General features: G+C 64.7%; 21 protein-coding genes and 1 tRNA gene. 15 read left to right on the top strand and 7 right to left on the bottom strand.

From position 1 onward, the window contains the following. Positions 1 to 32: 32 nt before the first annotated feature. The 3 genes from leuC to ACSBM8_RS11325 form a co-directional block, all read right to left on the bottom strand. Complete coding sequence (leuC, locus tag ACSBM8_RS11315) at positions 33 to 1,463, bottom strand: 3-isopropylmalate dehydratase large subunit (protein ID WP_442678125.1); 1,431 nt, start codon at positions 1,461 to 1,463, stop codon at positions 33 to 35. A gap of 94 nt (positions 1,464 to 1,557) precedes the next feature. Next, positions 1,558 to 2,517, bottom strand: coding sequence for an NAD-dependent epimerase/dehydratase family protein (locus tag ACSBM8_RS11320; protein WP_442678126.1), 960 nt, complete (start codon positions 2,515 to 2,517; stop codon positions 1,558 to 1,560). A 38-nt stretch (positions 2,518 to 2,555) separates the two neighbouring features. After that, positions 2,556 to 3,836: a serine hydrolase domain-containing protein gene (locus ACSBM8_RS11325; protein WP_442678127.1), complete on the bottom strand. Its 1,281-nt coding sequence runs from the start codon at positions 3,834 to 3,836 to the stop codon at positions 2,556 to 2,558. Positions 3,837 to 4,028: 192 nt separating this feature from the next. Here ACSBM8_RS11325 and ACSBM8_RS11330 point away from each other — a divergent pair, with 192 nt between their 5' ends. After that, complete coding sequence (locus ACSBM8_RS11330) at positions 4,029 to 4,415, top strand: hypothetical protein (RefSeq protein WP_442678128.1); 387 nt, start codon at positions 4,029 to 4,031, stop codon at positions 4,413 to 4,415. 48 nt (positions 4,416 to 4,463) lie between these two features. Here the strand turns inward: ACSBM8_RS11330 and ACSBM8_RS11335 are convergent, their stop codons facing one another. Genes ACSBM8_RS11335 through ACSBM8_RS11345 form a run of 3 tightly spaced genes read right to left on the bottom strand, consistent with a single transcriptional unit; the run spans position 4,464 to position 6,759 of the window. Then, positions 4,464 to 5,099 (bottom strand): 3-oxoacid CoA-transferase subunit B, encoded by a 636-nt coding sequence (locus ACSBM8_RS11335; RefSeq protein ID WP_442678129.1) that lies wholly within the window; start codon positions 5,097 to 5,099, stop codon positions 4,464 to 4,466. Beyond that, positions 5,099 to 6,052, bottom strand: coding sequence for an HAD family acid phosphatase (locus ACSBM8_RS11340; RefSeq protein WP_442678130.1), 954 nt, complete (start codon positions 6,050 to 6,052; stop codon positions 5,099 to 5,101). The genes ACSBM8_RS11335 and ACSBM8_RS11340 overlap by 1 nt, the downstream gene beginning before the upstream one ends. Next, positions 6,049 to 6,759, bottom strand: coding sequence for a CoA transferase subunit A (locus tag ACSBM8_RS11345; RefSeq protein WP_442678131.1), 711 nt, complete (start codon positions 6,757 to 6,759; stop codon positions 6,049 to 6,051). The genes ACSBM8_RS11340 and ACSBM8_RS11345 overlap by 4 nt, the downstream gene beginning before the upstream one ends. A 95-nt stretch (positions 6,760 to 6,854) precedes the next feature. Between ACSBM8_RS11345 and ACSBM8_RS11350 the strand changes: the two genes are divergently transcribed. The 9 genes from ACSBM8_RS11350 (at position 6,855) to rpsD (ending at position 15,423) form a co-directional block, all read left to right on the top strand. After that, entirely contained in the window at positions 6,855 to 8,510 is a 1,656-nt protein-coding gene (locus tag ACSBM8_RS11350; RefSeq protein WP_442678132.1) for a thiamine pyrophosphate-binding protein, read from the top strand. Positions 8,511 to 8,616: 106 nt separating this feature from the next. Continuing rightward, complete coding sequence (gene murI / locus ACSBM8_RS11355; RefSeq protein ID WP_442678133.1) at positions 8,617 to 9,441, top strand: glutamate racemase; 825 nt, start codon at positions 8,617 to 8,619, stop codon at positions 9,439 to 9,441. Between the two features lie 81 nt (positions 9,442 to 9,522). Further along, positions 9,523 to 10,737, top strand: coding sequence for a 5-aminolevulinate synthase (hemA, locus tag ACSBM8_RS11360; RefSeq protein ID WP_442678134.1), 1,215 nt, complete (start codon positions 9,523 to 9,525; stop codon positions 10,735 to 10,737). Between the two features lie 86 nt (positions 10,738 to 10,823). Beyond that, positions 10,824 to 11,276 (top strand): ribose 5-phosphate isomerase B, encoded by a 453-nt coding sequence (gene rpiB, locus ACSBM8_RS11365; RefSeq protein ID WP_442678135.1) that lies wholly within the window; start codon positions 10,824 to 10,826, stop codon positions 11,274 to 11,276. After that, complete coding sequence (glyA, locus tag ACSBM8_RS11370) at positions 11,273 to 12,580, top strand: serine hydroxymethyltransferase (protein WP_442678136.1); 1,308 nt, start codon at positions 11,273 to 11,275, stop codon at positions 12,578 to 12,580. Before rpiB ends, glyA begins: the two co-directional genes overlap by 4 nt. After that, a complete protein-coding gene (gene nrdR / locus ACSBM8_RS11375) occupies positions 12,581 to 13,042 on the top strand; it encodes a transcriptional regulator NrdR (protein ID WP_442678137.1) in 462 nt (153 codons plus the stop codon). Between the two features lie 104 nt (positions 13,043 to 13,146). Continuing rightward, entirely contained in the window at positions 13,147 to 14,229 is a 1,083-nt protein-coding gene (locus ACSBM8_RS11380; protein WP_442678138.1) for a TrmH family RNA methyltransferase, read from the top strand. A 94-nt stretch (positions 14,230 to 14,323) separates the two neighbouring features. Further along, positions 14,324 to 14,584, top strand: coding sequence for a hypothetical protein (locus ACSBM8_RS11385; RefSeq protein ID WP_442678139.1), 261 nt, complete (start codon positions 14,324 to 14,326; stop codon positions 14,582 to 14,584). Between the two features lie 224 nt (positions 14,585 to 14,808). Continuing rightward, positions 14,809 to 15,423, top strand: coding sequence for a 30S ribosomal protein S4 (gene rpsD / locus ACSBM8_RS11390; RefSeq protein WP_442678140.1), 615 nt, complete (start codon positions 14,809 to 14,811; stop codon positions 15,421 to 15,423). 110 nt (positions 15,424 to 15,533) lie between these two features. Here rpsD and ACSBM8_RS11395 read toward each other — a convergent pair whose 3' ends face one another. Then, positions 15,534 to 17,537 (bottom strand): alpha/beta hydrolase family protein, encoded by a 2,004-nt coding sequence (locus ACSBM8_RS11395; RefSeq protein WP_442678141.1) that lies wholly within the window; start codon positions 17,535 to 17,537, stop codon positions 15,534 to 15,536. A 104-nt stretch (positions 17,538 to 17,641) separates the two neighbouring features. On the opposite strand from ACSBM8_RS11395, the gene ACSBM8_RS11400 reads away from it, so the two are divergent. The 5 genes from ACSBM8_RS11400 to ACSBM8_RS11420 all read left to right on the top strand — a co-directional run bounded on the left by ACSBM8_RS11400 (position 17,642) and on the right by ACSBM8_RS11420 (position 20,883). After that, complete coding sequence (locus ACSBM8_RS11400) at positions 17,642 to 18,637, top strand: agmatine deiminase family protein (protein WP_442678142.1); 996 nt, start codon at positions 17,642 to 17,644, stop codon at positions 18,635 to 18,637. Beyond that, positions 18,634 to 19,482, top strand: coding sequence for an N-carbamoylputrescine amidase (gene aguB / locus ACSBM8_RS11405; protein ID WP_442678143.1), 849 nt, complete (start codon positions 18,634 to 18,636; stop codon positions 19,480 to 19,482). The genes ACSBM8_RS11400 and aguB overlap by 4 nt, the downstream gene beginning before the upstream one ends. Beyond that, positions 19,482 to 20,327 (top strand): D-amino-acid transaminase, encoded by an 846-nt coding sequence (locus tag ACSBM8_RS11410; protein ID WP_442678144.1) that lies wholly within the window; start codon positions 19,482 to 19,484, stop codon positions 20,325 to 20,327. Before aguB ends, ACSBM8_RS11410 begins: the two co-directional genes overlap by 1 nt. After that, positions 20,327 to 20,845: a 2-amino-4-hydroxy-6-hydroxymethyldihydropteridine diphosphokinase gene (folK, locus tag ACSBM8_RS11415; RefSeq protein ID WP_442681571.1), complete on the top strand. Its 519-nt coding sequence runs from the start codon at positions 20,327 to 20,329 to the stop codon at positions 20,843 to 20,845. The genes ACSBM8_RS11410 and folK overlap by 1 nt, the downstream gene beginning before the upstream one ends. Continuing rightward, positions 20,808 to 20,883 (top strand) — tRNA-Lys (locus ACSBM8_RS11420). Before folK ends, ACSBM8_RS11420 begins: the two co-directional genes overlap by 38 nt. The last annotated feature ends 52 nt before the right edge of the window (positions 20,884 to 20,935 follow it).

Raw genomic sequence — 20,935 nt, forward strand, 5'->3', positions numbered from 1 at the left:
TCGACACGAACCGGTTGGATTGGGTCCAGCCATCATCCCATCAACTCCCGCACGTCGGTGAGGCGGCCGGTGACGGCGGCCGCTGCCGCCATGGCGGGCGACACCAGGTGGGTGCGCGCGCCTGGGCCCTGGCGGCCGACGAAGTTGCGGTTGGAGGTCGAGGCGCAGCGCTCGCCCGGCGGGACTTTGTCCGGGTTCATGGCGAGACACATCGAGCAGCCGGGTTCGCGCCATTCGAAGCCCGCGTCGAGGAAGATGCGATCCAGCCCTTCCGCCTCGGCCTGACGCTTAACCAGGCCGGAGCCCGGCACAACCAGCGCCTGGCGGATCGTGCCGGCCACATGGCGCCCCTTGGCGACGGCGGCGGCGGCGCGCAGATCCTCGATCCGGCTGTTGGTACAGCTGCCGATGAAGATATGCTCGACGCCGACATCCTGCATGCGCGTGCCGGGCGTCAGGCCCATATAGGCGAGCGACTTCTTTGCCGCCTCTTGCTTGGAAGGATCGGCAAAGCTCATCGGATCGGGGACGCTGCCGGTGATCGGCACGACATCCTCGGGGCTGGTGCCCCAGGTGAGGCTGGGCGCGATATCGTCCGCGTGCAGGGTGACGACCTTGTCGTAGACCGCCCCGACATCGGTCGGCAGCGATCGCCAATATTCAACCGCGCGATCCCAATCGGCGCCTTGCGGCGCCATCGGCCGGCCCTGAAGATAGGCGTAGGTCTTCTCGTCCGGCGCGATCAGCCCGGAGCGTGCGCCATGTTCGATCGCCATGTTGGAGACGGTCAGCCGCCCTTCGATCGACATGTCGCGAATGACCGAGCCGGTATATTCCACAACATAGCCCGTACCGCCGGCCGCACCGACCTTGCCGACAATGGCGAGGATCACGTCCTTGGGGCTGACGCCGAAGCCGAGCGTGCCATCGACGCGGATCTCCATCGTCTTGGAGCGCGTAAGCAGCAATGTCTGCGTGGCAAGGACATGTTCGACCTCGCTCGTGCCGATACCGAAAGCGAGCGCGCCCAGCGCGCCATGCGCGGCGGTGTGGCTGTCCCCGCAGACGAGCGTCGTGCCAGGCAGCGTAAAACCCTGCTCCGGCCCGACGACGTGGACGATGCCCTGTTCGGGGGCAATTTCATCGAACAAGCGGACGCCGAATTCAGGCGCATTCCGGCGCAACGCGGCAAGCTGGTTGGCGCTTTCCGCATCGGCGATCGGCAGGCGGGCGCCGTTGGCATCCGTCCGCGCGGTCGTCGGAAGATTGTGATCGGGCACCGCCAGCGTAAGATCCGGCCGCCGCACGGGCCGCCCGGCGACGCGTAGCCCCTCGAACGCCTGCGGGCTGGTGACCTCGTGAACGAGGTGGCGATCGATATAGATCAGGCAGGTGCCATCGTCGCGGCGGGCGACGACATGCGCGTCCCAGATCTTCTCATAAAGCGTGCGCGGTTGGGCCATAGTGAGCGCGCACATAAGCGCGGCGACGCACGAACGCCAGTAAGCGCATCGCTGGTCGACCGGCGATGCGGCGCAACCGCGCGGCGACCCGTGCCTAGCCCGTCCATTGGGGCGAAATGTAAGATGGATCGTGCACGAAGGGCAGCGGCCGCTGGTGCCGCAGCGCATCCAACAGCGCAGCAAAATCGGTTTTGCCGCGGAAGCCGAGCAGGCGTTCGGCCAGGGCGGCATCGTAAACCCGGTCTATCGACTCGGGGAACGTCCAGCCCCGGCGCGTGAAGAGTTCGGATGCATCGGGGAACAGCCGCGCAATCACGGCAGCGGCGTCGCGCTTCAAAGCCGGCGCATCGGCGCGTACGAACGGCGTCGGCGCGGAGATGACGAACAGCCCGAACCCGAGCTCGGGCGCTTTGGCGAGCGCGATACGATGCGCGTCTGCCGCGTCTTCGACCGTCAGGCGGCGGTGCAACAGTTCGATCGCCTTGCTGTTCTCCCCAGCTTCGGAAATGCGATGCGCCTGATCATCCTCCTCCGGAAAGAAGCGGCTGGTGCGCAGAACGACGATCGGCAGGCCATGATCGTCATGGATCAGACGACACAGGCGCTCGGCGGCGAGCTTGGTCGCGCCATAGATGTTGCGCGGAGCCAGCGGGGTCAGCGTTTCATCGATCCACGCGGCGGCCTCGCCCTGACCCGCGCGGATCGCGGCAGAGATCATGAGCGACGTGGTGGAGGTGAAGACGAAGCGATCCACATTTGCGGCGACCGCCTCCTCCAGCAAGGCAAGCGTGCCGCTGACATTGACGTCGATGAAACGCTGCCGCGAATGATGTTCGATATTGGGCTGATGCAACGCAGCGGCGTGTACCACGGCGTCGATGCGGTGCTGGCGCATAACGCGGCCGACCAGCGCCCGATCGTCCACCCCGCCCAGGATTTCGGTATAGGCGCCGGGCGCGACATCCAGGCCGACGACGCGATGGCCGTCCGCCTGAAGCAAGGGTGCGAGGTGGCGTCCGAGCCAGCCGCTGGAACCGGTGAGCAGCACATTCATCGCGCAGCGCGACTAACCGCGTGGCGACACAGGATCAATCAGGGTTTGCCGATCTCGATCCAGTCGTGGAACGGCAGACGGTAATATTGATCGAACACTTCCAGCGGCAGGCCGGTGGGTTTGACCGAGGTCGAGTTCCACAGCAGCGCGACACCGAAACGCTCGGCCGGGTCGAAGATCATCTCCGACCGCGAACCGCGTACGGCACCGCGATGCCACACCAGATGATGACCCTGATAATCGGATTCCCGGAAAGCGAGGCCGTAGGAGCTGTTCTTCAGCGCCAGATCGTAGGCGGCGAGCCCACGACGCGGCGTGAAGACCCGTGGCACATGCAGCTTGAACAACACATCCTGGGGCAGCACGCCCGGCGCGCCGCCCATCTGCGCCCGCATCCAGATGCCGAGATCGACGATCGAACTGTTGACGCCACCCGCCGCGGGCACGCGATAATAGGCTTCCTGCACCGGGATCGGCCGACGCCCCGCATGCGGCCGCGCCCAACTGCGCGCGCCGATCAGACCCTGCTGGGTGGTGGTCGCACTGGTCATGCCAAGCGGCCCGAACAGGTAGCGGCGCGCGGCTTCCTCATAGCTGAGGCCGGTCGCCTTGCTGATCGCCTCATGCGCGACATCAAATGCGACATTCTGATAGGCCCAGCAGGTCCCGGGCGGGCACATCGGGAAGAGCGGACCGTACATGCCGCGAATGAGCGCGGGATCTTCATTCCCTTCCAGCCGATCGTCATAGGCGTTCTTGACGATGCCGAGACGATGGGAGAGCGCGTCCGACAGGGTCGCGACATTCTGATTGTCTTTCGGCAGCTTGAGCGTGGACGACCATTTCGAAATGGGATCGTCCAGCTTGAGCTTGCCCTGCCGTTCCAGCAGCGCCTCCAGCGTCGCCGCAACGCCCTTGGAGACCGAGGCCCACCGCCACACCGTCTGGACGGTGGCCGGTTCGCCGGTTTCCCCGTCCACGGTGCCATAGGCCTTGATGAAGGACAGCTGGCCATCCTCGATCACGGCTATCGCGAGACCGGCCATGTCCTTGCGATCGACCAGCGCGCGGATGCGATTGTCGAGATGGGCATAATCGACGCGATAGACGCGCGGGTTGAGCGGCCCGGCACCGAGCGCGCGTTCCGCTTTCGCCGCCGCGCTGATGCCCTGGCGGACGGGCCGCGCGGCAAAGAAATGACGCCCGATCACGATCAGCTCCACCAGCAAGGCAAGCGCGAGCAACAAGCAGAAACTGCGCACGACCAACGGATCGCGCCAGAATGGGCGGGCGGACCTGGGACGGCTGGGCGGGATCACGGGCGACGGTTCATCGTGGGCCGACCGCCTTGGGGCGCGGCGGCGATTGGGTCAACGGACGCGTGACTCGGCTCGTCGCGCGACGAGCCGTTGGCACTGCCGGCGCCATCATTGTCGCAGACGAAATCGACAAGGATTGATACACGGGATCGATCATGCCGGACACGGCAGCATAAGAAGGTGTGTTGGCGTATGAAGTTTGCGGTGCCGGTTCTGTTATTATCGTCCTGCCTGGTCGCAAGCTGCGGCGGCCCAAACAAGGTCATCAAAGACCTTTATTCCCCTAACGGGCGCTATCATGTCGAAGTGCGGCAATGCCCGGCGGTAGGATCGATGTCGGGTGGGACCGAGACGCAGGCCTCCGTTCTGGACGCCAAGAAACCGGGAACATGCCATTCTGCGGTCGGTACGATCGCCCAGTTCAGCGTCAACTCGCCCGAAGACCAGCTTCAGCTGGAATGGCTGAGCAACACGGAGCTTCGGGCGTGGCACCCCGGCTTCAATCCCGCTTATGGCCCCGAGGCGTTTTCACACCCTGCGGACAATAAGCCGGTGAAGGTGACGTTCGCGCCGAAGTAGCGCGTCAACAATCTCCTGCCGGCCGATCCTGCCATTGCCGGAAGCGGGTTAGGCCGCATAGGCAGCCGTCGTCTTCGCCTTGACCTCGTCAGCCGTCACGCCGGGGGCGAGCTCGATCAGCTTGAACGGCGTCTGGTGATCGGGGCGCTGGAAAACGCACAGATCGGTGACGATCATGTCGACCACATTCTTTCCGGTCAGCGGCAGGGTGCAGGAGGGGATGAATTTGGGATCGCCGTTCTTGGACGTGTGCTCCATCACGACGATGATCTTCTTGACGCCGGCGACGAGGTCCATTGCCCCGCCCATCCCCTTCACCATCTTGCCCGGGATCATCCAGTTGGCGATGTCGCCGCCTTCGGACACCTCCATCGCGCCCAGCACGGTCAGGTCGATATGGCCGCCGCGGATCATCGCGAAACTGTCCGACGAGGAGAAGTAAGACGAGGAGCGAAGCTGGCTGATCGTCTGCTTGCCGGCATTGATCAGATCGGGATCGACCTCGTCATCATACGGGAAGGGTCCAATGCCGAGCATACCGTTTTCCGACTGAAGCGTCACTTCGACGCCGGCAGGGACATGGTTGGCCACCAGCGTCGGGATGCCGATGCCGAGGTTGACGTAGAAACCGTCCTGCAATTCCTTTGCGGCGCGCGCTGCCATTTCGTCGCGGGTCCAGGCCATCAGTGGTTCGCTTTCGTTGAGGTGGGCGCGGGCGGGACGGACCCCGGGTCGCGCCATTGCATGTTCTTCGGGAAGATATCGTCGGCACCGCCCTGCAGCGCCTTGCCGTAGACCGGATTAGGCATCACGAACCAGCCTGCCCCCCAGAGGTTGGCCAGCTCAGGATAATCGACCGTGGCGCGCCGGGCCGCGACCGTCTTCGGTTCGGTGGTGAACAGATCGGAGAAGTCGACCAGTTGATCGCCGGCCATCGCGATCACGCAATAGCGCGCCGCAATCGTCGCGCGCCGCCCGTCCTTGCCGGATCCGCTCGCATCGTCGCCACGCAGGAAGAGGGTTTCGCCATGCTTCGCCGGGCCGAGACCGGCGGCCAACAAGGCCGCCTCGGTCGCCGCCGCATTGGTCGCAGCGCGGTTGGAATTGAAGATCACGAACACGCCGTCATTGCGGACCCGGTCCAGCGCTTCCTTCGCGCCGGGCGTAGCGACGACGAATTTGGCACCCTGCTTTTCCCAGCGGTCCCACGCGTCTGCGTCGAAGCGCGGCCGCTGCGCCAGCAGGTCGTCATATTCGGCACCCAGGTTCAGGATCGCGGTCTCGTCGACATCGAGGATGATCGCGGGCGGCCTGTCGCCGCACTCGACGAAGCGGGGATCGGCGAGCGTTGCACCGGGCGCCAGGACGACCCCCTCGCGATCGCCCATGGCCGTGCGGATGTCGATGAAATCGGCGAGCGCCCGCCAGGTCTGCCGCGTGAGCGCGGCCGCCTCGGCGGAGCCGTAGAGATATTGGATGCCGGCCAGGTTGGCGGGAACCGACGGCGCGGGCGGGCGATCCGGCTGCGGCGCTTGGACGGCAGGGTGCTGGGCGACCGGCACGGCTTTCTTCACGCGCGAGGCAGCGGGCGCGGACAGCGCCAGCAGCATCGCGAGAGCGGTCAGCGTGCGGGTCATGCCGCTTCGCGCGTGCGCACCGTGCGGAACTCGATCTTCTTGTCGTAGGGCGCGCCCAGCACCAGCCGCTTCACATAGATGCCGGGAACGTGGATGCAGTCGGGATCGAGCGCACCGATCGGCACGATCTCCTCGACTTCGGCGACGGTCAGCTTGCTGGCGGTGGCCATCGGCTGGTTGAAATTGCGCGCGGTCTTGCGGAAGATCAGATTGCCCGCCTCGTCCGCCTTCCAACCCTTGATGATCGACAGATCGGCGACGATGCCGCGTTCGAGCACATAGGTCTCGCCGTCGAACTCCTTGGTCTCCTTGCCCTCGGCGACAACGGTGCCGACACCGGTCTTGGTGTAGAAGCCTGGAATGCCCGCCCCGCCCGCGCGGCAGCGTTCGGCCAGCGTGCCCTGGGGGCAGAATTCGACCTCCAGCTCGCCCGCCAGATATTGGCGTTCAAATTCCTTATTCTCGCCCACGTAAGACGAGATCATCTTGGCGATCTGGCGGCTGCGCAGCAGCTTGCCGAGGCCAACGCCGTCGATGCCCGCATTGTTGGAGACGATGGTCAGCCCCTTGACGCCCGACGCCTCGATCGCGTCGATCAGGCGTTCGGGAATGCCGCACAGGCCGAAGCCGCCGGCACAGACGATCATATTGTCCTTGAGCAGGCCGGCGAGCGCGGCGACCGCGTCGGGATAGATCTTGTTGGCCACAATCACTCCTAGCGGAATTTGCGGCTGCGATAAGCGGTCGGGCCGCGCGCGGTCAACGTTGCCCCGCGCTTTCGTGCAACGCTATAGGCGCGGGCATGACATCGAACAGAACCGGCGGACGCATCCTGGTCGACGCGCTGCTTGCACAAGGTTGCGACCGTATCTTCACCGTGCCGGGGGAGAGTTTCCTGCCGGTCCTCGACGCGTTGGTCGATGCGCCGCAGATCGACGTGGTCGTGACGCGGGCCGAAGGCGGCGCCGCCTTCATGGCGGAAGCGGACGGCAAGATGACGCATCGGCCCGGCATCTGCTTCGTCACGCGCGGGCCGGGAGCGACCAACGCATCGATCGGCGTCCATGTGGCGATGCAGGATTCGACACCGATGATCCTGTTTGTCGGCGATGTCGCGCGCGACGCGCGTGACCGCGAGGGTTTCCAGGAGGTGGATTTTCCGGCCTTCTTTGGACCCTTGTGCAAGTGGGCGGCCCGGATCGAGGATGCGGCACGCATCCCGGAATATATTGCGCGAGCCTTTGCTACGGCGATGAACGGACGGCCGGGACCTGTGGTGCTGGCCCTGCCCGAAGACATGCTGGGGAATGAGGCCGAAGCAGTGGACCGCCCGCGGGTCGACCGGGCCGCGCAGGCCTGCGACCCGGAGGCGATCAACGCGCTCTACGACCGGCTGCGCAGCGCGAAGGCACCGATCGCAATCGTCGGCGGCAGCGACTGGGATGCGGAAGCGGGCGAAGATTTCGCGCTGTTCGCGATGCGCGCCGGTTTACCGGTCGCCGCCGCCTTCCGTCGCCAGGATGCAATCGCCAATGATTGCCCGGTCTACGCCGGCAACCTGGGCTACGGCCCAAATCCGCGCCTGATCGAGCGGATCAAACAGGCGGACCTGTTGCTGGTCGTCGGTGCCCGGCTGGGCGAAGCGACAACCGATGGCTATGAATTGATCACACCCGACCATCCCGGTCAGGTTCTGGTCCATGTCCACCCCGATCCAGAAGAACTGAACCGCGTCTACCGGGCCGATATCGCCATTTGTGCGGACATGCGCAGCTTCGCCAAAGCGGTGGCGGGCACGATCGACGAGACGAGCATCGACAGCCCACGCGGGGCCGAGGCCCATAACGAGTGGGTCGCATGGAACACGCCATTCGCAAACGACATGCCGCTGGATCTGGGCCGATGCTGGGCGGAGTTACGCGAGCGGCTTCCCGCCGACAGTATCATCTGCAACGGCGCCGGCAATTTTTCGGCCTGGGCGCATCGCTTCTGGCGCTATGCGGCGCAGCCGTCGCAGCTCGCGCCCACCGCGGGCGCAATGGGCTATGGCGTGCCCGCGGCGATCGCAGCGGCGGTCCGCTTCCCTGAACGGCGCGCGGTGGCGGTGGCCGGCGACGGGGATTTCCAGATGAATGGGCAGGAATTGGCGACGGCGGCGCGCCAGGGCGCGCGCCTGCTGGTCCTGCTGGTGGACAATGGCAGTTATGGCACGATCCGGATGCATCAGGAGCGGCGCTATCCGGAGCGGGTGTCCGCAACCGACCTGACCAACCCCGACTTCGCCGCGCTGGCACGAGCTTATGGCGGCTGGGCGGAGACGGTGGAGACGACCGAGCAATTCGCGCCGGCCCTCGCCCGCGCGCTGGAGCAGCCGGGTATCGCGCTGCTGCACCTGAAGACCGATATCGAGCGGATCAGTCCGACGCTGACCGTCTCGGGGCTGCGGGCGAAAGGGTGAGATTGTTTCGCCAGATACCTAGCCGTCACCCTGAACTTGTTTCAGGGTCCATCTCACACCTGCAAGGTCGGACGTGTTGCGCCGTGGATGCTGAAACAAGTTCAGCATGACGGAGGTCAAACCGGTGGGAGCCGCGACAGACAATCGCCCGCTCCTCGTTTTCGACTCCGGCGTCGGCGGCCTGTCGGTCCTGGCGGAGATACGCCAAACCCTCCCCAAGGCGCCGATCGTCTATGTCGCGGACAATGGCGGCTTTCCCTACGGCACCAAGACCGAGGCGGAGATTGCGGCACGCGTGCCGGCTTTGCTCGGGCGGCTGGCGGAACGCTATCGGCCGCGACTGATCGTCATCGCGTGCAATACCGCGTCCACGATCGCCCTGCCGGGGGTCCGCGCAGCGCTGGATCTGCCGATCGTCGGTACCGTGCCCGCGATCAAGCCCGCGGCCGAACGCTCCACGACTCGGGTGATGGGGGTGCTGGGGACCGACGCGACCGTGCGCCAGCCTTATGTCGACGATCTGTCGCGCCGCTTTGCCAGCGATTGTCTGGTGCTGCGGCACGGGTCCGCCGCGCTCGTCCAGCTGGCGGAAGCCAGCCTGAGGGGGGAAGCCACGCCGGATGCCGCGTATCGCGACGCGCTCGCCGGGCTGCTGGATCAATCCGGCGGGGCGCGGATGGACACGGTCGTGCTGGCCTGCACGCATTTTCCGCTCGTAGCGGACCGTCTAGCCGCGATCGCGCCGCGCCCGCTTATCTTTGTTGATGGCGCGAAAGGAATTGCGCGCCGCACTGTCACGCTGACTGCAAGCGAGCAATGGCCGGAAAATACAGCGCCGGGCATTGCGATTTTCACGGCTCCGACCGAGCCAACCCAGGGGTTGCGCGCTGCACTGCAAAACTTCGGTTTGGAAAAAATCGATTGGCTTTAATCAGGAAATGCGGCGCGAAGCGCTGGAAACAAGGAACTTTCGGCGCTAGAGGCGCAGCTTCGAAACCCGGGGAAGTTCCTCTTGGACTATAATCGCGTTTTTACTCAGGCCATCGATCGGCTCCATGCCGAGGGGCGCTACCGGGTCTTCATCGACATCCTGCGCAACAAGGGTGCCTTTCCCAATGCGCGCTGCTTCGCCGGCCATAATGGACCGAAGCCGATTACGGTGTGGTGTTCGAACGATTATCTGGCGATGGGCCAGCACCCGGATGTGATCACCGCGATGGAAGGGGCGCTCCACGATGTCGGCGCCGGCGCGGGTGGGACGCGCAACATCGGTGGCAACACCCATTATCATATCGATCTGGAAGCCGAACTGGCCGACCTGCATGGCAAGGAAGGCGCGTTGCTGTTCACCAGCGGTTATGTCTCCAACGAGGCGACATTGTCGACGCTCGCCAAGGTGCTGCCGGGCTGCATCATCTTTTCGGATGAACTGAACCATGCGTCGATGATCGCGGGCATTCGCAGCTCCGGCTGCGAGAAGCATGTCTTCCGCCATAACGACCTGGAGCATCTGGAAGAATTGCTGGCAGCGGCCGATCCGGACGCGCCCAAGCTGATCGCGTTCGAGAGCGTCTATTCGATGGACGGCGACATCGCGCCGATCCACGCCATCTGCGACCTGGCCGACAAATATGAGGCGCTGACCTATCTCGACGAGGTCCATGCGGTCGGCATGTATGGGGCGCGCGGCGGCGGCATTTCGGAGCGGGACGGCGCGGCCAACCGGCTGACGATCATCGAAGGTACGCTGGGCAAGGCCTTTGGCGTGATGGGTGGCTATATCGCCGCCGACAAGATGATCATCGATGTGATCCGCAGCTATGCGCCGGGCTTCATCTTCACGACCAGTCTGTCGCCGGTGCTGGTCGCCGGCGCGCTGGCGAGCGTGCGCCACCTTAAGACGTCGGCGGCCGAGCGCGAGGGCCAGCAGCAGGCGGCAGCGACGCTGAAGGCGATGATGGCGGATGCGGGATTGCCGGTTATGCCGTCCACGACCCACATCGTTCCGTTGATGGTCGGCGATCCGGTCAAGGCAAAGCGCGCAAGCGACATCCTGCTCGCCGAATATGGCGTTTACGTGCAGCCGATCAATTATCCGACAGTGCCGCGCGGGACCGAGCGGCTGCGCTTCACACCTGGCCCAAGCCATGACGAAGCCATGATGCGCGACCTGGTCGATGCGCTCGTCGAGATCTGGAGCCGGATGGAGATGCGGCTGGCCGCCTGAATCCTTCCGTATCGACCCAAGCCAGGCTGGTCTCACCGGCCTGGGGACACTACAGCTTGTGGTGTCCCGAATCGCTGGAGTTTCCGTTGGCTGCGCGCATCGCCATCGCTTCCGATCACGCAGCCGTCGCGCTGAAGGCGACGCTGGCCGCGTGGTTGCGGGCGGAGGGGCATGAGGTGACCGATCTTGGCCCCGCGACGGACGCGTCCGTGGATTATCCCGATTACGGCTTCGCGCTGGGTGACGCGATCGCGCACGGCCGCGCGGATATGGGCATCGCTTTGTGCGGATCCGGGATCGGCATCTCGATCGCGGTGAACCGCAACCCGGCCGCGCGTTGCGCGCTGGTATCCGAACCGCTTTCGGCCGCGCTGGCGCGTCGCCACAATGATGCCAATGTGATCGCGCTAGGTGCGCGCCTGACCGGCGAAGACATGGCCAAGGCCTGTGTACGCGCCTTCATCGACACCGCTTTCGAAGGTGGCCGCCATCAGGCGCGCGTCGCCAAACTCGCACATCTTGCCCAGGAGCCCGTATGAGCAGCCAGCCCGCCAATGACGTTCAACCCGATGGCTTCTTCTCCCGCGGCCTTGCTGAGGCCGATCCCGCCGTATTTGCCGGCGTGGAGCGCGAAGTGGAACGCGAGAAGGATCAGATCGAGCTGATCGCCTCCGAGAATATCGTCTCCAAAGCCGTCCTGGAGGCGCAGGGATCGGTCTTCACCAACAAATATGCCGAGGGCTATCCCGGCAAGCGTTATTATCAGGGCTGCGGGCCGTCGGACACGGTCGAGCAGCTGGCGATCGACCGTGCCAAGCAATTGTTCGGCTGCGGCTTTGCCAACGTCCAGCCGCATTCGGGTGCGCAGGCCAATGGTGCGGTCATGCTGGCGCTGACCAAGCCGGGCGACACGATCATGGGGCTGAGCCTGGATGCCGGTGGCCATCTGACCCACGGCGCCAAGGCAGCCCTGTCGGGCAAATGGTATAACGCCGTGCAATATGGCGTGACGCGCGACACCCACCTGATCGACTATGACGCGGTCGAGGCGATGGCGAAGGAGCATAAGCCGACATTGCTGATCGCGGGCGGCTCCGCCTATCCGCGCCACATCGATTTCGCGCGCTTCCGCCAGATCGCCGATGCCGTCGGCGCGCTGTTCATGGTCGACATGGCGCACTTTGCCGGCCTGGTGGCCGGTGGCGTGCATCCGACCCCGTTCGGCCACGCCCATATCGTCACCACCACCACGCACAAGACGCTGCGCGGCCCGCGCGGCGGCATGGTGATGACCGATGACGAGGCGATCGCGAAGAAGATCAATTCGGCGGTTTTCCCCGGCCTGCAGGGCGGTCCTCTGATGCACGTCATCGCCGCCAAGGCGGTGGCGTTCGGCGAAGCGCTCGACCCGTCGTTCAAGGTCTATTCGCGCGCGGTGATCGACAATGCCAAGGCCTTGGCGGCGCGCCTGAAGGAGCGCGGAGCGGAGATCGTGTCCGGCGGCACCGACACGCATCTGGCGCTGGTGGATCTGACGCCGCTGGGCGTCACCGGCCGCGACGCGGACGAGGCGCTGGAGCGGTGCGGCATCACCTGCAACAAGAATGGCATTCCGTTCGATCCGCTGCCGCCGGTCAAGACCAGCGGCATTCGCGTGGGTTCGCCGGCGGGCACGACCCGCGGCTTCGGTGTCGCGGAGTTCCGCGACGTGGCCGACATGATCGCCGACGTGCTGGATGGCCTGCGCAAGAATGGCGAGCAAGGCGATGCGCAGATCGAGGCCAATGTGCGCGAGCGCGTGAAGGCGCTCACCGCGCGCTTCCCGATCTATCCGGAGCTGTAATTGCGCTGCCCTTTTTGTTTTCATCCGGACAGCCAGGTCAAGGATAGCCGTCCTACCGAGGACGGCGCATCCATCCGCCGCCGCCGGCAATGCGAGAGCTGCGGCGCGCGTTTTTCCACGTTCGAACGCGTGCAGTTGCGCGAGTTGACGGTCGTCAAGAAAGACGGCGACCGTCAGCCGTTCGACCGCGCCAAGCTGGAACGTTCGATCTCGATCGCAGCACGCAAGCGACCGGTGACGGTCGACCAGATCGAGCGGCTGGTGTCGTCGATCCAGCGCCAGCTGGAAACGAGCGGCGACAGCGAGGTCAATGCCGCGCGCGTCGGCGAGATGGTGATGGACGGGCTGCAGCAGCTCGATAGCGTCGCCTATATCCGCTATGCGAGCGTCTATAAGAATTTCCGCGAAGCCAAGGATTTCGAGCATTTCGCCGGGAGCGTCACCGAGGCTGGCGGGGAGTGAGCGGCCCAGCGCGCGAACCTTGATCCACGAAGTAGATAAGCCCCGTTCGTCCCGAGTAGACATCGAGCTTGTCGAGATGGCGTATCGAGGGATAGGCATTTCCCATGACTTTTTGGGCATATGTTCTTCGCTGCGCCGACGGCTCCTATTACACCGGCCATAGCGAGGATCTCGAACAGCGCGTCGCTCAGCATCAGACAGGTGAGATAGCAGGATATACCCGTGATCGACGCCCAGTTGCGTTAATGTGGGCGGACGAATTTCCCACAAGGGAAGAGGCTTTGTCGGCAGAGCTGCAGATCAAAAACTGGTCGCGGGCAAAGAAGGAAGCCCTGTTCAAAGGGAATTGGGCGGAGTTGAGCCGAGCGGCAAAGAAGGGCTTTGCCAGCAGCATGCCTCGATACGCTGTCTCGACAAGCTCGACAGCTACTCGGCACGAACGGAATGTGGGCAAGGATGCACACAGTTCAGACACCCCGCCCCCCGCCATTGTCCTCGTCCGGCCGCAGCTGGGCGAGAATATCGGCAAGGCGGCGCGGGCGATGCTGAATTTCGGGCTGACCGACTTGCGGCTCGTCAGTCCGCGCGATGGGTGGCCCAATCCGAGTGCGGGGCCCACCGCCTCGGGGGCGGACATCGTGTTGCGGGAAGCGCGCCTGTTCGACAGCGTTGCGGACGCGGTGGCCGATTGCGCGCATGTCTATGCGACGACGGTGCGCAAGCGTGGCGTCACCAAGCCCGTCATGCGGCCCGACGAGGCGGCGGTGGCGATCCGGGGCGAGCCGGGTGGCAGTGCGATCCTGTTCGGCCCGGAACGATCGGGGTTGGAGACGGACGACGTCGCGGTCGCGCGGACCATCCTGACCGTGCCGATCAATCCGGAGTTCGGATCGCTCAATCTGGCACAGGCGGTGATCCTGGTGGCCTATGAATGGTCGAAGGGCGCCAACCTCGCCCAACCCTCGATCACCGAGATCCTGCCACCGGCGCCGCAGGAAGAGTTGGATGGCATGATTGCCCAGCTCGACACGATGCTGGCCGAGGCCGGATATTTCTTCCCACCTGACCGCAAGCCGACGACGCAGCGGATGCTTCGCACGCTTTTCACCAAGCCCGGCTGGAATTCGCAGGAGGTGCGCACGGTGCGCGGCATCTTGTCGACATTCGCAAAGCCCAAGCGCCGCTAGGCTTAACAAAAATGAACGGCTGTGGTGGCGAAGGTGGTTGATTCCGGCTGTGTTTCGCCCTGTATAGCAGCCGATCCAAGGGGGGTGATTTGCGATGCGTGTCTTGATCTTGCCTATACTTCTGTTCGCGATGCCGGCGGCGGCACAGAGCGATAGCGCTGCTCCGGCGGCGCCGACTGTCCTGGCCAGCAAGGCCGCGCCCAGCCGTGACAAAATGGTTTGCCGCACAATGCAGCGCACGGGCTCTCGCCTCGGCGGCAAGCGTGAATGCATGACTGTCGCGCAATGGGACGAGCGCGCTAAGAATGACCGCGAAGAGCTTGACCGGATGAGCCGCGTCGCAAAGCCGGAATAGCCCTCCAAGCGCGGCGCAGGGATGGCTTGCCGTCAATCGTCGCGGACGGCGGAATTCTTGACTCCGTGGGCGATCGCCGCCATAGGCGCGCCTCGCAATTGGCTCCGCACGCTCGGTGAAGCGGTGGCCCTGCCCTCTCCTCCCGGAGAAAAGCAGCGCGGTTCCGGGTATTTCGCGTGTCGGGTTCCGCCCGGGGCGCACCAACGCAATTGAAGGACAGACATATGTCGAAGCGCTCCAGCGCCAAGTACAAGCTCGACCGCCGCATGGGCGAGAATATTTGGGGTCGCCCCAAATCGCCGGTCAACAAGCGTGAATATGGTCCCGGCCAGCATGGCCAGCGCCGCAAGGGCAAGGTTTCTGACTTCGGTATTCAGCTGAAGGCCAAGCAGAAGCTGAAGGGCTATTATGGCGACGTGACCGAGAAGCAGTTCAAGAAGGCCTATACCGAAGCCGCCCGTATGAAGGGTGACACCGGCCAGAACCTGGTCGGCCTGCTCGAGCGCCGCCTGGACGCCGTCGTCTATCGCGCCAAGTTCGCGCCGACGATCTGGTCGGCCCGCCAGCTGGTCAATCACGGCCACATTCGCGTCAACGGCGTGAAGTGCAACATCGCGTCGCGGCTGGTGAAGCCAGGCGACGAGCTGACGCTGGGGCCGAAGGCGCAGGAAATGGCGCTGGTCATGGAAGCACAGGGTCTCTCCGAGCGTGACATTCCCGATTATGTCGCCGCCGACGGCGCATCGAAGGTCACCTATGTCCGCGTACCGACGCTGGACGAAGTGCCCTATCCGGTGAAGATGGAGCCGAACCTGGTCGTCGAGTTCTACTCGCGCTGATCCAGCCCATATCTTCGGAATAAACAGGGAGGCGGCCGGCAACGGCCGCCTCTTTTGTTATGCACTCCTGGCCGGCGAGCAGCGCACAGGCACCTCGCCGGCCGTCAGAATCACATGTGCAAGGCCGCCCGCAGGAACCGATCGGACTGATCCAGCATCTTGGCGCGCGCCTCGCTATCCTCCAATTGGTGGTCGAGCCCCGGGAAGATCACCAATTCACTCTTCTTGCCGGCCTTGCGCAACGCCGCATCCATCGCCTTGGACTCTGCGACCGAGACGTTCAGATCATGGTCGCCATGGAACATCAGAACCGGCGCGGTGATGCGATCGGCATGGCGGGCCGGAGAACCCTGGCTGATACTATCGCCTGAGCCGACCTGCCGCGCGACGAGCTGGCTGTTGGTATAGCCGATCGCCTCACGCTTGATCATGCCGAGATCGGTGACCGGTGCCACGGCAATGATCGCCTTGAACAAGGTCGGATCGACGACGTTGGCCTGAAGCGCGGCGTAACCGCCATAAGACCAGCCGACGATCGCCAGCTTGTCGGGATCGGCGATCCCTTCCTTGACCATCCAGCGGCCGGCATCCGCGATATCGCCCATCGCCTTCTGCCAGCTGCGGAAGCCGTTCTGCGCGTAGAAGGCGTCACCATAGCCGCTGGAGCCGCGATATTCCGGCTGGAGTACGGCATAGCCGCGCTGGACGAAGAACTGGACGAGCCAGTCGAAGCCCCAGCTATCGCGGTACGAGGGGCCACCATGCGGCATAACGATTGCCGGCAAGCCCTTGGCCGGCCCGCCGACCGGCAACGTCAGATAGGCGGGGATCGACGTGCCGTCGGCCGCCTTGAACGTGATGCTCTTCATCGGCGCCAGCGCCACGTCGTTGAGCGCCGGGCGCGCCTCCAATAATTCGTCGAGATGGCGCGTCTGCTTGTCGAAAACATAATATTGGCCGGGATTGGTATCGCTCTCCGCGAAGATCAGCAGCTTCTTTTCGTCTGCACTCGCGCTGAGAAAATAGATGAGCGGCGTCTTAGGTATAACCCGCGCCAAGGACGTCGCGAGTTTCTTATACTCGGGATCGAAATATTCGATCTGGCGACGATCGGTCGTGAAGGAAGCGCCGATCACGCGCCCGCGCCGGCCGATCGTCACAACCCGGCTGACGTCGACTTCGGGATGGCTGGCAACCAGCTCTTCCTTGAAGCTTCCGTCGAGCGTCACGCTGTACAAGGCATCCCGCCCATTCAGCGTCCGGACCGCATAAGCGAGATTGCGCGTGCCATCGACCGCGATCGGTGTGAAGGCGACGGTTCCGTCCTTGGTGCGCGAGAAGGACTTCCAGCCCCGTTCACCGGCCGGACGATACAGATAGGTCGTGACCCCCGTCAGCGTTCCATCGGTCGATGCCTCATCCAAAGCGCGAATGCGGACATTGCCCTGCCCATCCGTCATATATTCGCTGACGGTCTTGCCCGGCCGCTCGACGGTGACGCCCCGCCCGGTCAACGTGTCTACCCGATCGACACCCAGCCCGTCGTCGCTGCTGCCGACGCGCGAACCCGTGCTGTCGTCGGGAACGTAATCGCGCGTCATCAGGATGGCGCCGTCGCCCGCCATCCAATCAATGATACGGCCGTCATATTGCATCACCCGTCGCGCGGACATGGAGGGGCGGCGACCGAGATACATGACGTTCTTGCCGTCTTCATCGACGGAAATCGTGCGGACGTATGGAATCGGCGGATCACGCTCGAACGCGACCCCCCACAGCCTGCAGACGATGCGGGTGTTGGATGACCATCCGCACGAATCGAGGTTCAACGGCTTGCTGTCCTGTTGTGCCGCCAGGTGGAACTTGCCGGATTGCACGTCCATAATGACGGCATAGGTGATCGTGCCCTTGCCGGGCGCGATATAGACGACGTTCTTGCCGTCGGGCGACAGACTGATGTCGCCTACCTCGGCAAGACGCCCGAACAACTGCGCCGGCGTTGCCTGTTCTTTCGCCCCAGGTTGCGGCTGCGATTCCGGCGCGGTCGCCATGGCGCAGCCGGCGTTGATGAACAAAACGGCACCGGCATAGATGGCGCCTACCCCCTTCAACATTCACAACCCCCCAATATTCCCCACGGTCTGTTTCCAACAGAAGCCGGCCGCTCGCAAGCGCATTGCCACTATTTCCGCTTGCTGCCATGGGGCGCGCGACGCCGATGCTGGAGGTTCCCCTGACACGCCGCCAACCCGCCGAATGGATGCCGCATGAGGCGGTCTGGATTGGGTTTCCAAGCCATGCCGAGCTGTGGGAGGATGATCTCCCGTCCGCGCGCGACGAGGTGATCGCCTTCGCGCGTGCCGTGCACGCCGACGGGCGCGGCGAGCGGGTCATCCTGGTCGCGGCGGATGCGGCGTCGGCCGATGTGGCGCGCGCGCTGATCGGCGCGGCAGCCGAGGTCGTGGTCCAGCCCTTTGGCGACATCTGGTTGCGCGATACCGGCGCCATCATCACCGTCGGGCCGGATGGGCGCCGGGCGGCGCGGTTCGGCTTCAACTGGTGGGGCGGTAAATATCATCTGCCCGGCGATGAAGGCGTGGGCGGGCGGCTGGCCCAAGCAGCGGATATTCCGGTCGATTGCTACGACTGGGTGCTGGAAGGCGGCGCGATCGACGTAGACGGGACCGGATTGGCGGTGACCACCGAGCAATGCCTGCTTAACCCGAACCGCAATCCCGGCCTGTTGCGGGAAGATGTGGAGCGCGGCCTGGCAGAGGGATTGGGTATCGATCGCCTGCTGTGGCTGGGCCAGGGATTGGCCAATGACCATACCGACGGCCATGTCGACAATCTTGCGCGGTTCGTCGCGCCGGGGCGGCTGGCGCTCCCGACGCCGGCGGACGACGACCCGAATGCCGAGGTTTATCGCGATGCCGCCCAGCGCGCGCACGCCTTTGGCGTCGACATCGTCTCCCTTCCCTCACCCGGCTTGATCGAGGTGGATGGGGAGGCGATCCCGGCATCCTACATGAACTTCTACATCGGCAATGCGGTGGTGGTGGTGCCGCAATATGGCGCGCCGAACGATGCGGCTGCGGTCGCCGCGATCGGCGCGCTCTTTCCCGACCGCGTTGCGATCGGGCATCGCGCTGACCATATCCTGACGGGCGGTGGCAGCTTCCACTGCATCAGCCAGCAGGTGCCAAGCGCATGACAGACATTACCGTGGCGGCGATCCAGCTCGCCTTCGGCGACGATATCGACACGAACATCGCCAAGGTGGAGGCGCGCGTGCGCCAAGCCGCCGCGCAAGGCGCGCAGGTGATCCTGCCGCCGGAATTGTTCGAAGGCCCCTATTTCTGCCGAGTCGAAGATGAGGGGCTGTTCGCCAACGCCAAGCCGACCGGCGAACATAAGGCGGTGCTGGCGATGCAGACGCTGGCCGCGGAGCTTGGCGTCTCCATCCCGACCAGCTTCTTCGAAGCGGATGGGCCGCACCATTATAATTCGCTGGCAATGATCGGCCCGGATGGGGCGATCCAGGGCGTCTATCGCAAGAGCCATATCCCCGACGGGCCGGGCTATGAGGAGAAATTCTATTTCCGGCCCGGCAATACCGGCTTCAAAGTATGGGACAGCCCGCAAGCCAAGCTTGGCGTCGGCGTCTGCTGGGACCAATGGTATCCGGAAACCGCGCGCGCGATGATGCTGATGGGCGCCGAAATCCTGTTCTACCCGACCGCGATCGGCAGCGAGCCGCACGACGACAGCCTCGACACGGCGCGTCTGTGGCGGCGCGCGATGGTGGGCCATGCGGTATCGAACGTGGTGCCGATCGTGGCCGCCAATCGCGTCGGCACCGAACATGGCCAGACCTTTTACGGTACCAGCTTCATCACCGATGAGCGGGGCGACATCCTGGCCGAATTGGACCGCGAGGAAGAAGGCGTGATCGTCGCGACGCTGGACCTGGACCGGGTGAAGCGCCACCGCGCCGCCTTCGGATTCTTCCGTGACCGCCGCCCCGAACTTTATGGCCGACTGGTACAGGATATCTGATGGAGCGTATTGCCTGGCTTAACGGGATTTTCCTGCCGCTCGCCGACGCCAAAGTTTCCGCGCAGGACCGAGGCTTTCTGTTTGCCGACGGCATTTACGAGTTCACCGCGGTGCTTGACGGCAAGCTGGTCGATAGCGAGGCGCATCTGGCGCGGTTCGCGCGCTCCGCGGCCGGGCTCGATCTTCCCTTGCCAATCTCAATCGAAGAGATTGAGACGATCCAGCGCGAGCTTATCGCCCGCAATGCGCTCGACCAGGGCGGGATCTATTTCCAGCTGACCGGCGGCCCCGCCGAGCGCGACTTCCTGGCGCCGTCGACGGCGCCGACGTTGTTGCTCTTCACCCAGGCGAGCGAGGTCATCGAACGCCCGTCGGCCAAGACGGGCATCGCCGTCATGACCATCGTCGATCCGCGCTGGGCGCGGCGCGACATCAAAAGCATCATGCTGCTCGGTCAGGTGCTCGCCAAGCGCGAGGCGGCCGCGGCGGGCGCGCAGGAAGCGTGGCTGGTCGAGGACGGCTTCATTACCGAAGGCGCGTCGTCCAGCGCACTGATCGTGACGCAGGACGGAACGTTGGTGACCCGACCCAACAGCCAGGCGATCCTGCCCGGTTGCACCCGCAAGGCCGTGCTGGCCATCGCCGAACGCGACGGCGTCAAGGTCGAGGAGCGGCTCTTCACGGTCGAGGAAGCGCTCGCCGCACGTGAGGCGATCCTGACCAGCGCGTCCAACTTCGTGATTCCCGTGGTCACGATCGACGGCCAGCCGATCGGCGATGGCACGCCAGGACCCATTACGCGCCGGCTGCGTGACCTGTATATCGAGGCCGCACGCGCGGGGTGATGCATGTCTACGCGATCGGGCTCGGGTCCAACCGACGCCACGGGCGCTATGGCGCCCCGCGTGCGGTGGTCGAGGCGGTCATGGCCGCTTTGTCCCCGGTGGCGCGTTCGCAGATACTGACGAGCGCTCCGCTTGGCCCGTCCTCGCGAAGATACGCCAATGCCGCGGTGCTCATCCAAAGTCCGCTCCTGCCGCCCGCGCTACTCGCCCAGCTTAAAGCGATGGAGCGGGCGTTCGGACGGCGGCGCGGGCGACGCTGGGGCGAGCGCGTGCTCGACCTCGACATATTATTGTGGTCCGGCGGCGCCTGGCGCGAATGGGCACTGACAATCCCCCATGCACGCCTGATCGAACGCCGTTTTGCGCTCGATCCGCTTCGACAAATCGCACCGTCATGGCGAATTTCCGGCAATCGGACGGTGCGTCAGCAGGCGGCGAGGTTGACCCGACCCCGCCCCGCCCATAGGAGCGTCGCCGGTCGGGTCCGTAGCTCAGTCGGTAGAGCAAGCGACTTTTAATCGAGAGGTCCCGGGTTCGAGCCCCGGCGGACCCACCAAACCTCTCCCCCATCCCCCTGCATTCGCTGTCGATCCCCGTGCGAAATATTG

It is taken from the genome of Sphingomonas sp. ASY06-1R, from assembly GCF_052180265.1.
Taxonomy (GTDB): Bacteria; Pseudomonadota; Alphaproteobacteria; order Sphingomonadales; family Sphingomonadaceae; genus Sphingomonas_I.

Excerpts from the sequence above, each read along its gene's own strand:
- leuC (WP_442678125.1), bottom strand. The coding sequence starts at position 1,463 with ATGGCCCAACCGCGCACGCTTTATGAGAAGATCTGGGACGCGCATGTC.
- ACSBM8_RS11320 (WP_442678126.1), bottom strand. The coding sequence starts at position 2,517 with ATGAATGTGCTGCTCACCGGTTCCAGCGGCTGGCTCGGACGCCACCTC.
- ACSBM8_RS11330 (WP_442678128.1), top strand. The coding sequence starts at position 4,029 with ATGAAGTTTGCGGTGCCGGTTCTGTTATTATCGTCCTGCCTGGTCGCA.
- ACSBM8_RS11335 (WP_442678129.1), bottom strand. The coding sequence starts at position 5,099 with ATGGCCTGGACCCGCGACGAAATGGCAGCGCGCGCCGCAAAGGAATTG.
- ACSBM8_RS11340 (WP_442678130.1), bottom strand. The coding sequence starts at position 6,052 with ATGACCCGCACGCTGACCGCTCTCGCGATGCTGCTGGCGCTGTCCGCG.
- ACSBM8_RS11350 (WP_442678132.1), top strand. The coding sequence starts at position 6,855 with ATGACATCGAACAGAACCGGCGGACGCATCCTGGTCGACGCGCTGCTT.
- murI (WP_442678133.1), top strand. The coding sequence starts at position 8,617 with ATGACGGAGGTCAAACCGGTGGGAGCCGCGACAGACAATCGCCCGCTC.
- glyA (WP_442678136.1), top strand. The coding sequence starts at position 11,273 with ATGAGCAGCCAGCCCGCCAATGACGTTCAACCCGATGGCTTCTTCTCC.
- ACSBM8_RS11380 (WP_442678138.1), top strand. The coding sequence starts at position 13,147 with ATGACTTTTTGGGCATATGTTCTTCGCTGCGCCGACGGCTCCTATTAC.
- ACSBM8_RS11385 (WP_442678139.1), top strand. The coding sequence starts at position 14,324 with ATGCGTGTCTTGATCTTGCCTATACTTCTGTTCGCGATGCCGGCGGCG.
- rpsD (WP_442678140.1), top strand. The coding sequence starts at position 14,809 with ATGTCGAAGCGCTCCAGCGCCAAGTACAAGCTCGACCGCCGCATGGGC.
- ACSBM8_RS11395 (WP_442678141.1), bottom strand. The coding sequence starts at position 17,537 with ATGTTGAAGGGGGTAGGCGCCATCTATGCCGGTGCCGTTTTGTTCATC.
- ACSBM8_RS11400 (WP_442678142.1), top strand. The coding sequence starts at position 17,642 with ATGCTGGAGGTTCCCCTGACACGCCGCCAACCCGCCGAATGGATGCCG.
- aguB (WP_442678143.1), top strand. The coding sequence starts at position 18,634 with ATGACAGACATTACCGTGGCGGCGATCCAGCTCGCCTTCGGCGACGAT.
- ACSBM8_RS11410 (WP_442678144.1), top strand. The coding sequence starts at position 19,482 with ATGGAGCGTATTGCCTGGCTTAACGGGATTTTCCTGCCGCTCGCCGAC.
- folK (WP_442681571.1), top strand. The coding sequence starts at position 20,327 with ATGCATGTCTACGCGATCGGGCTCGGGTCCAACCGACGCCACGGGCGC.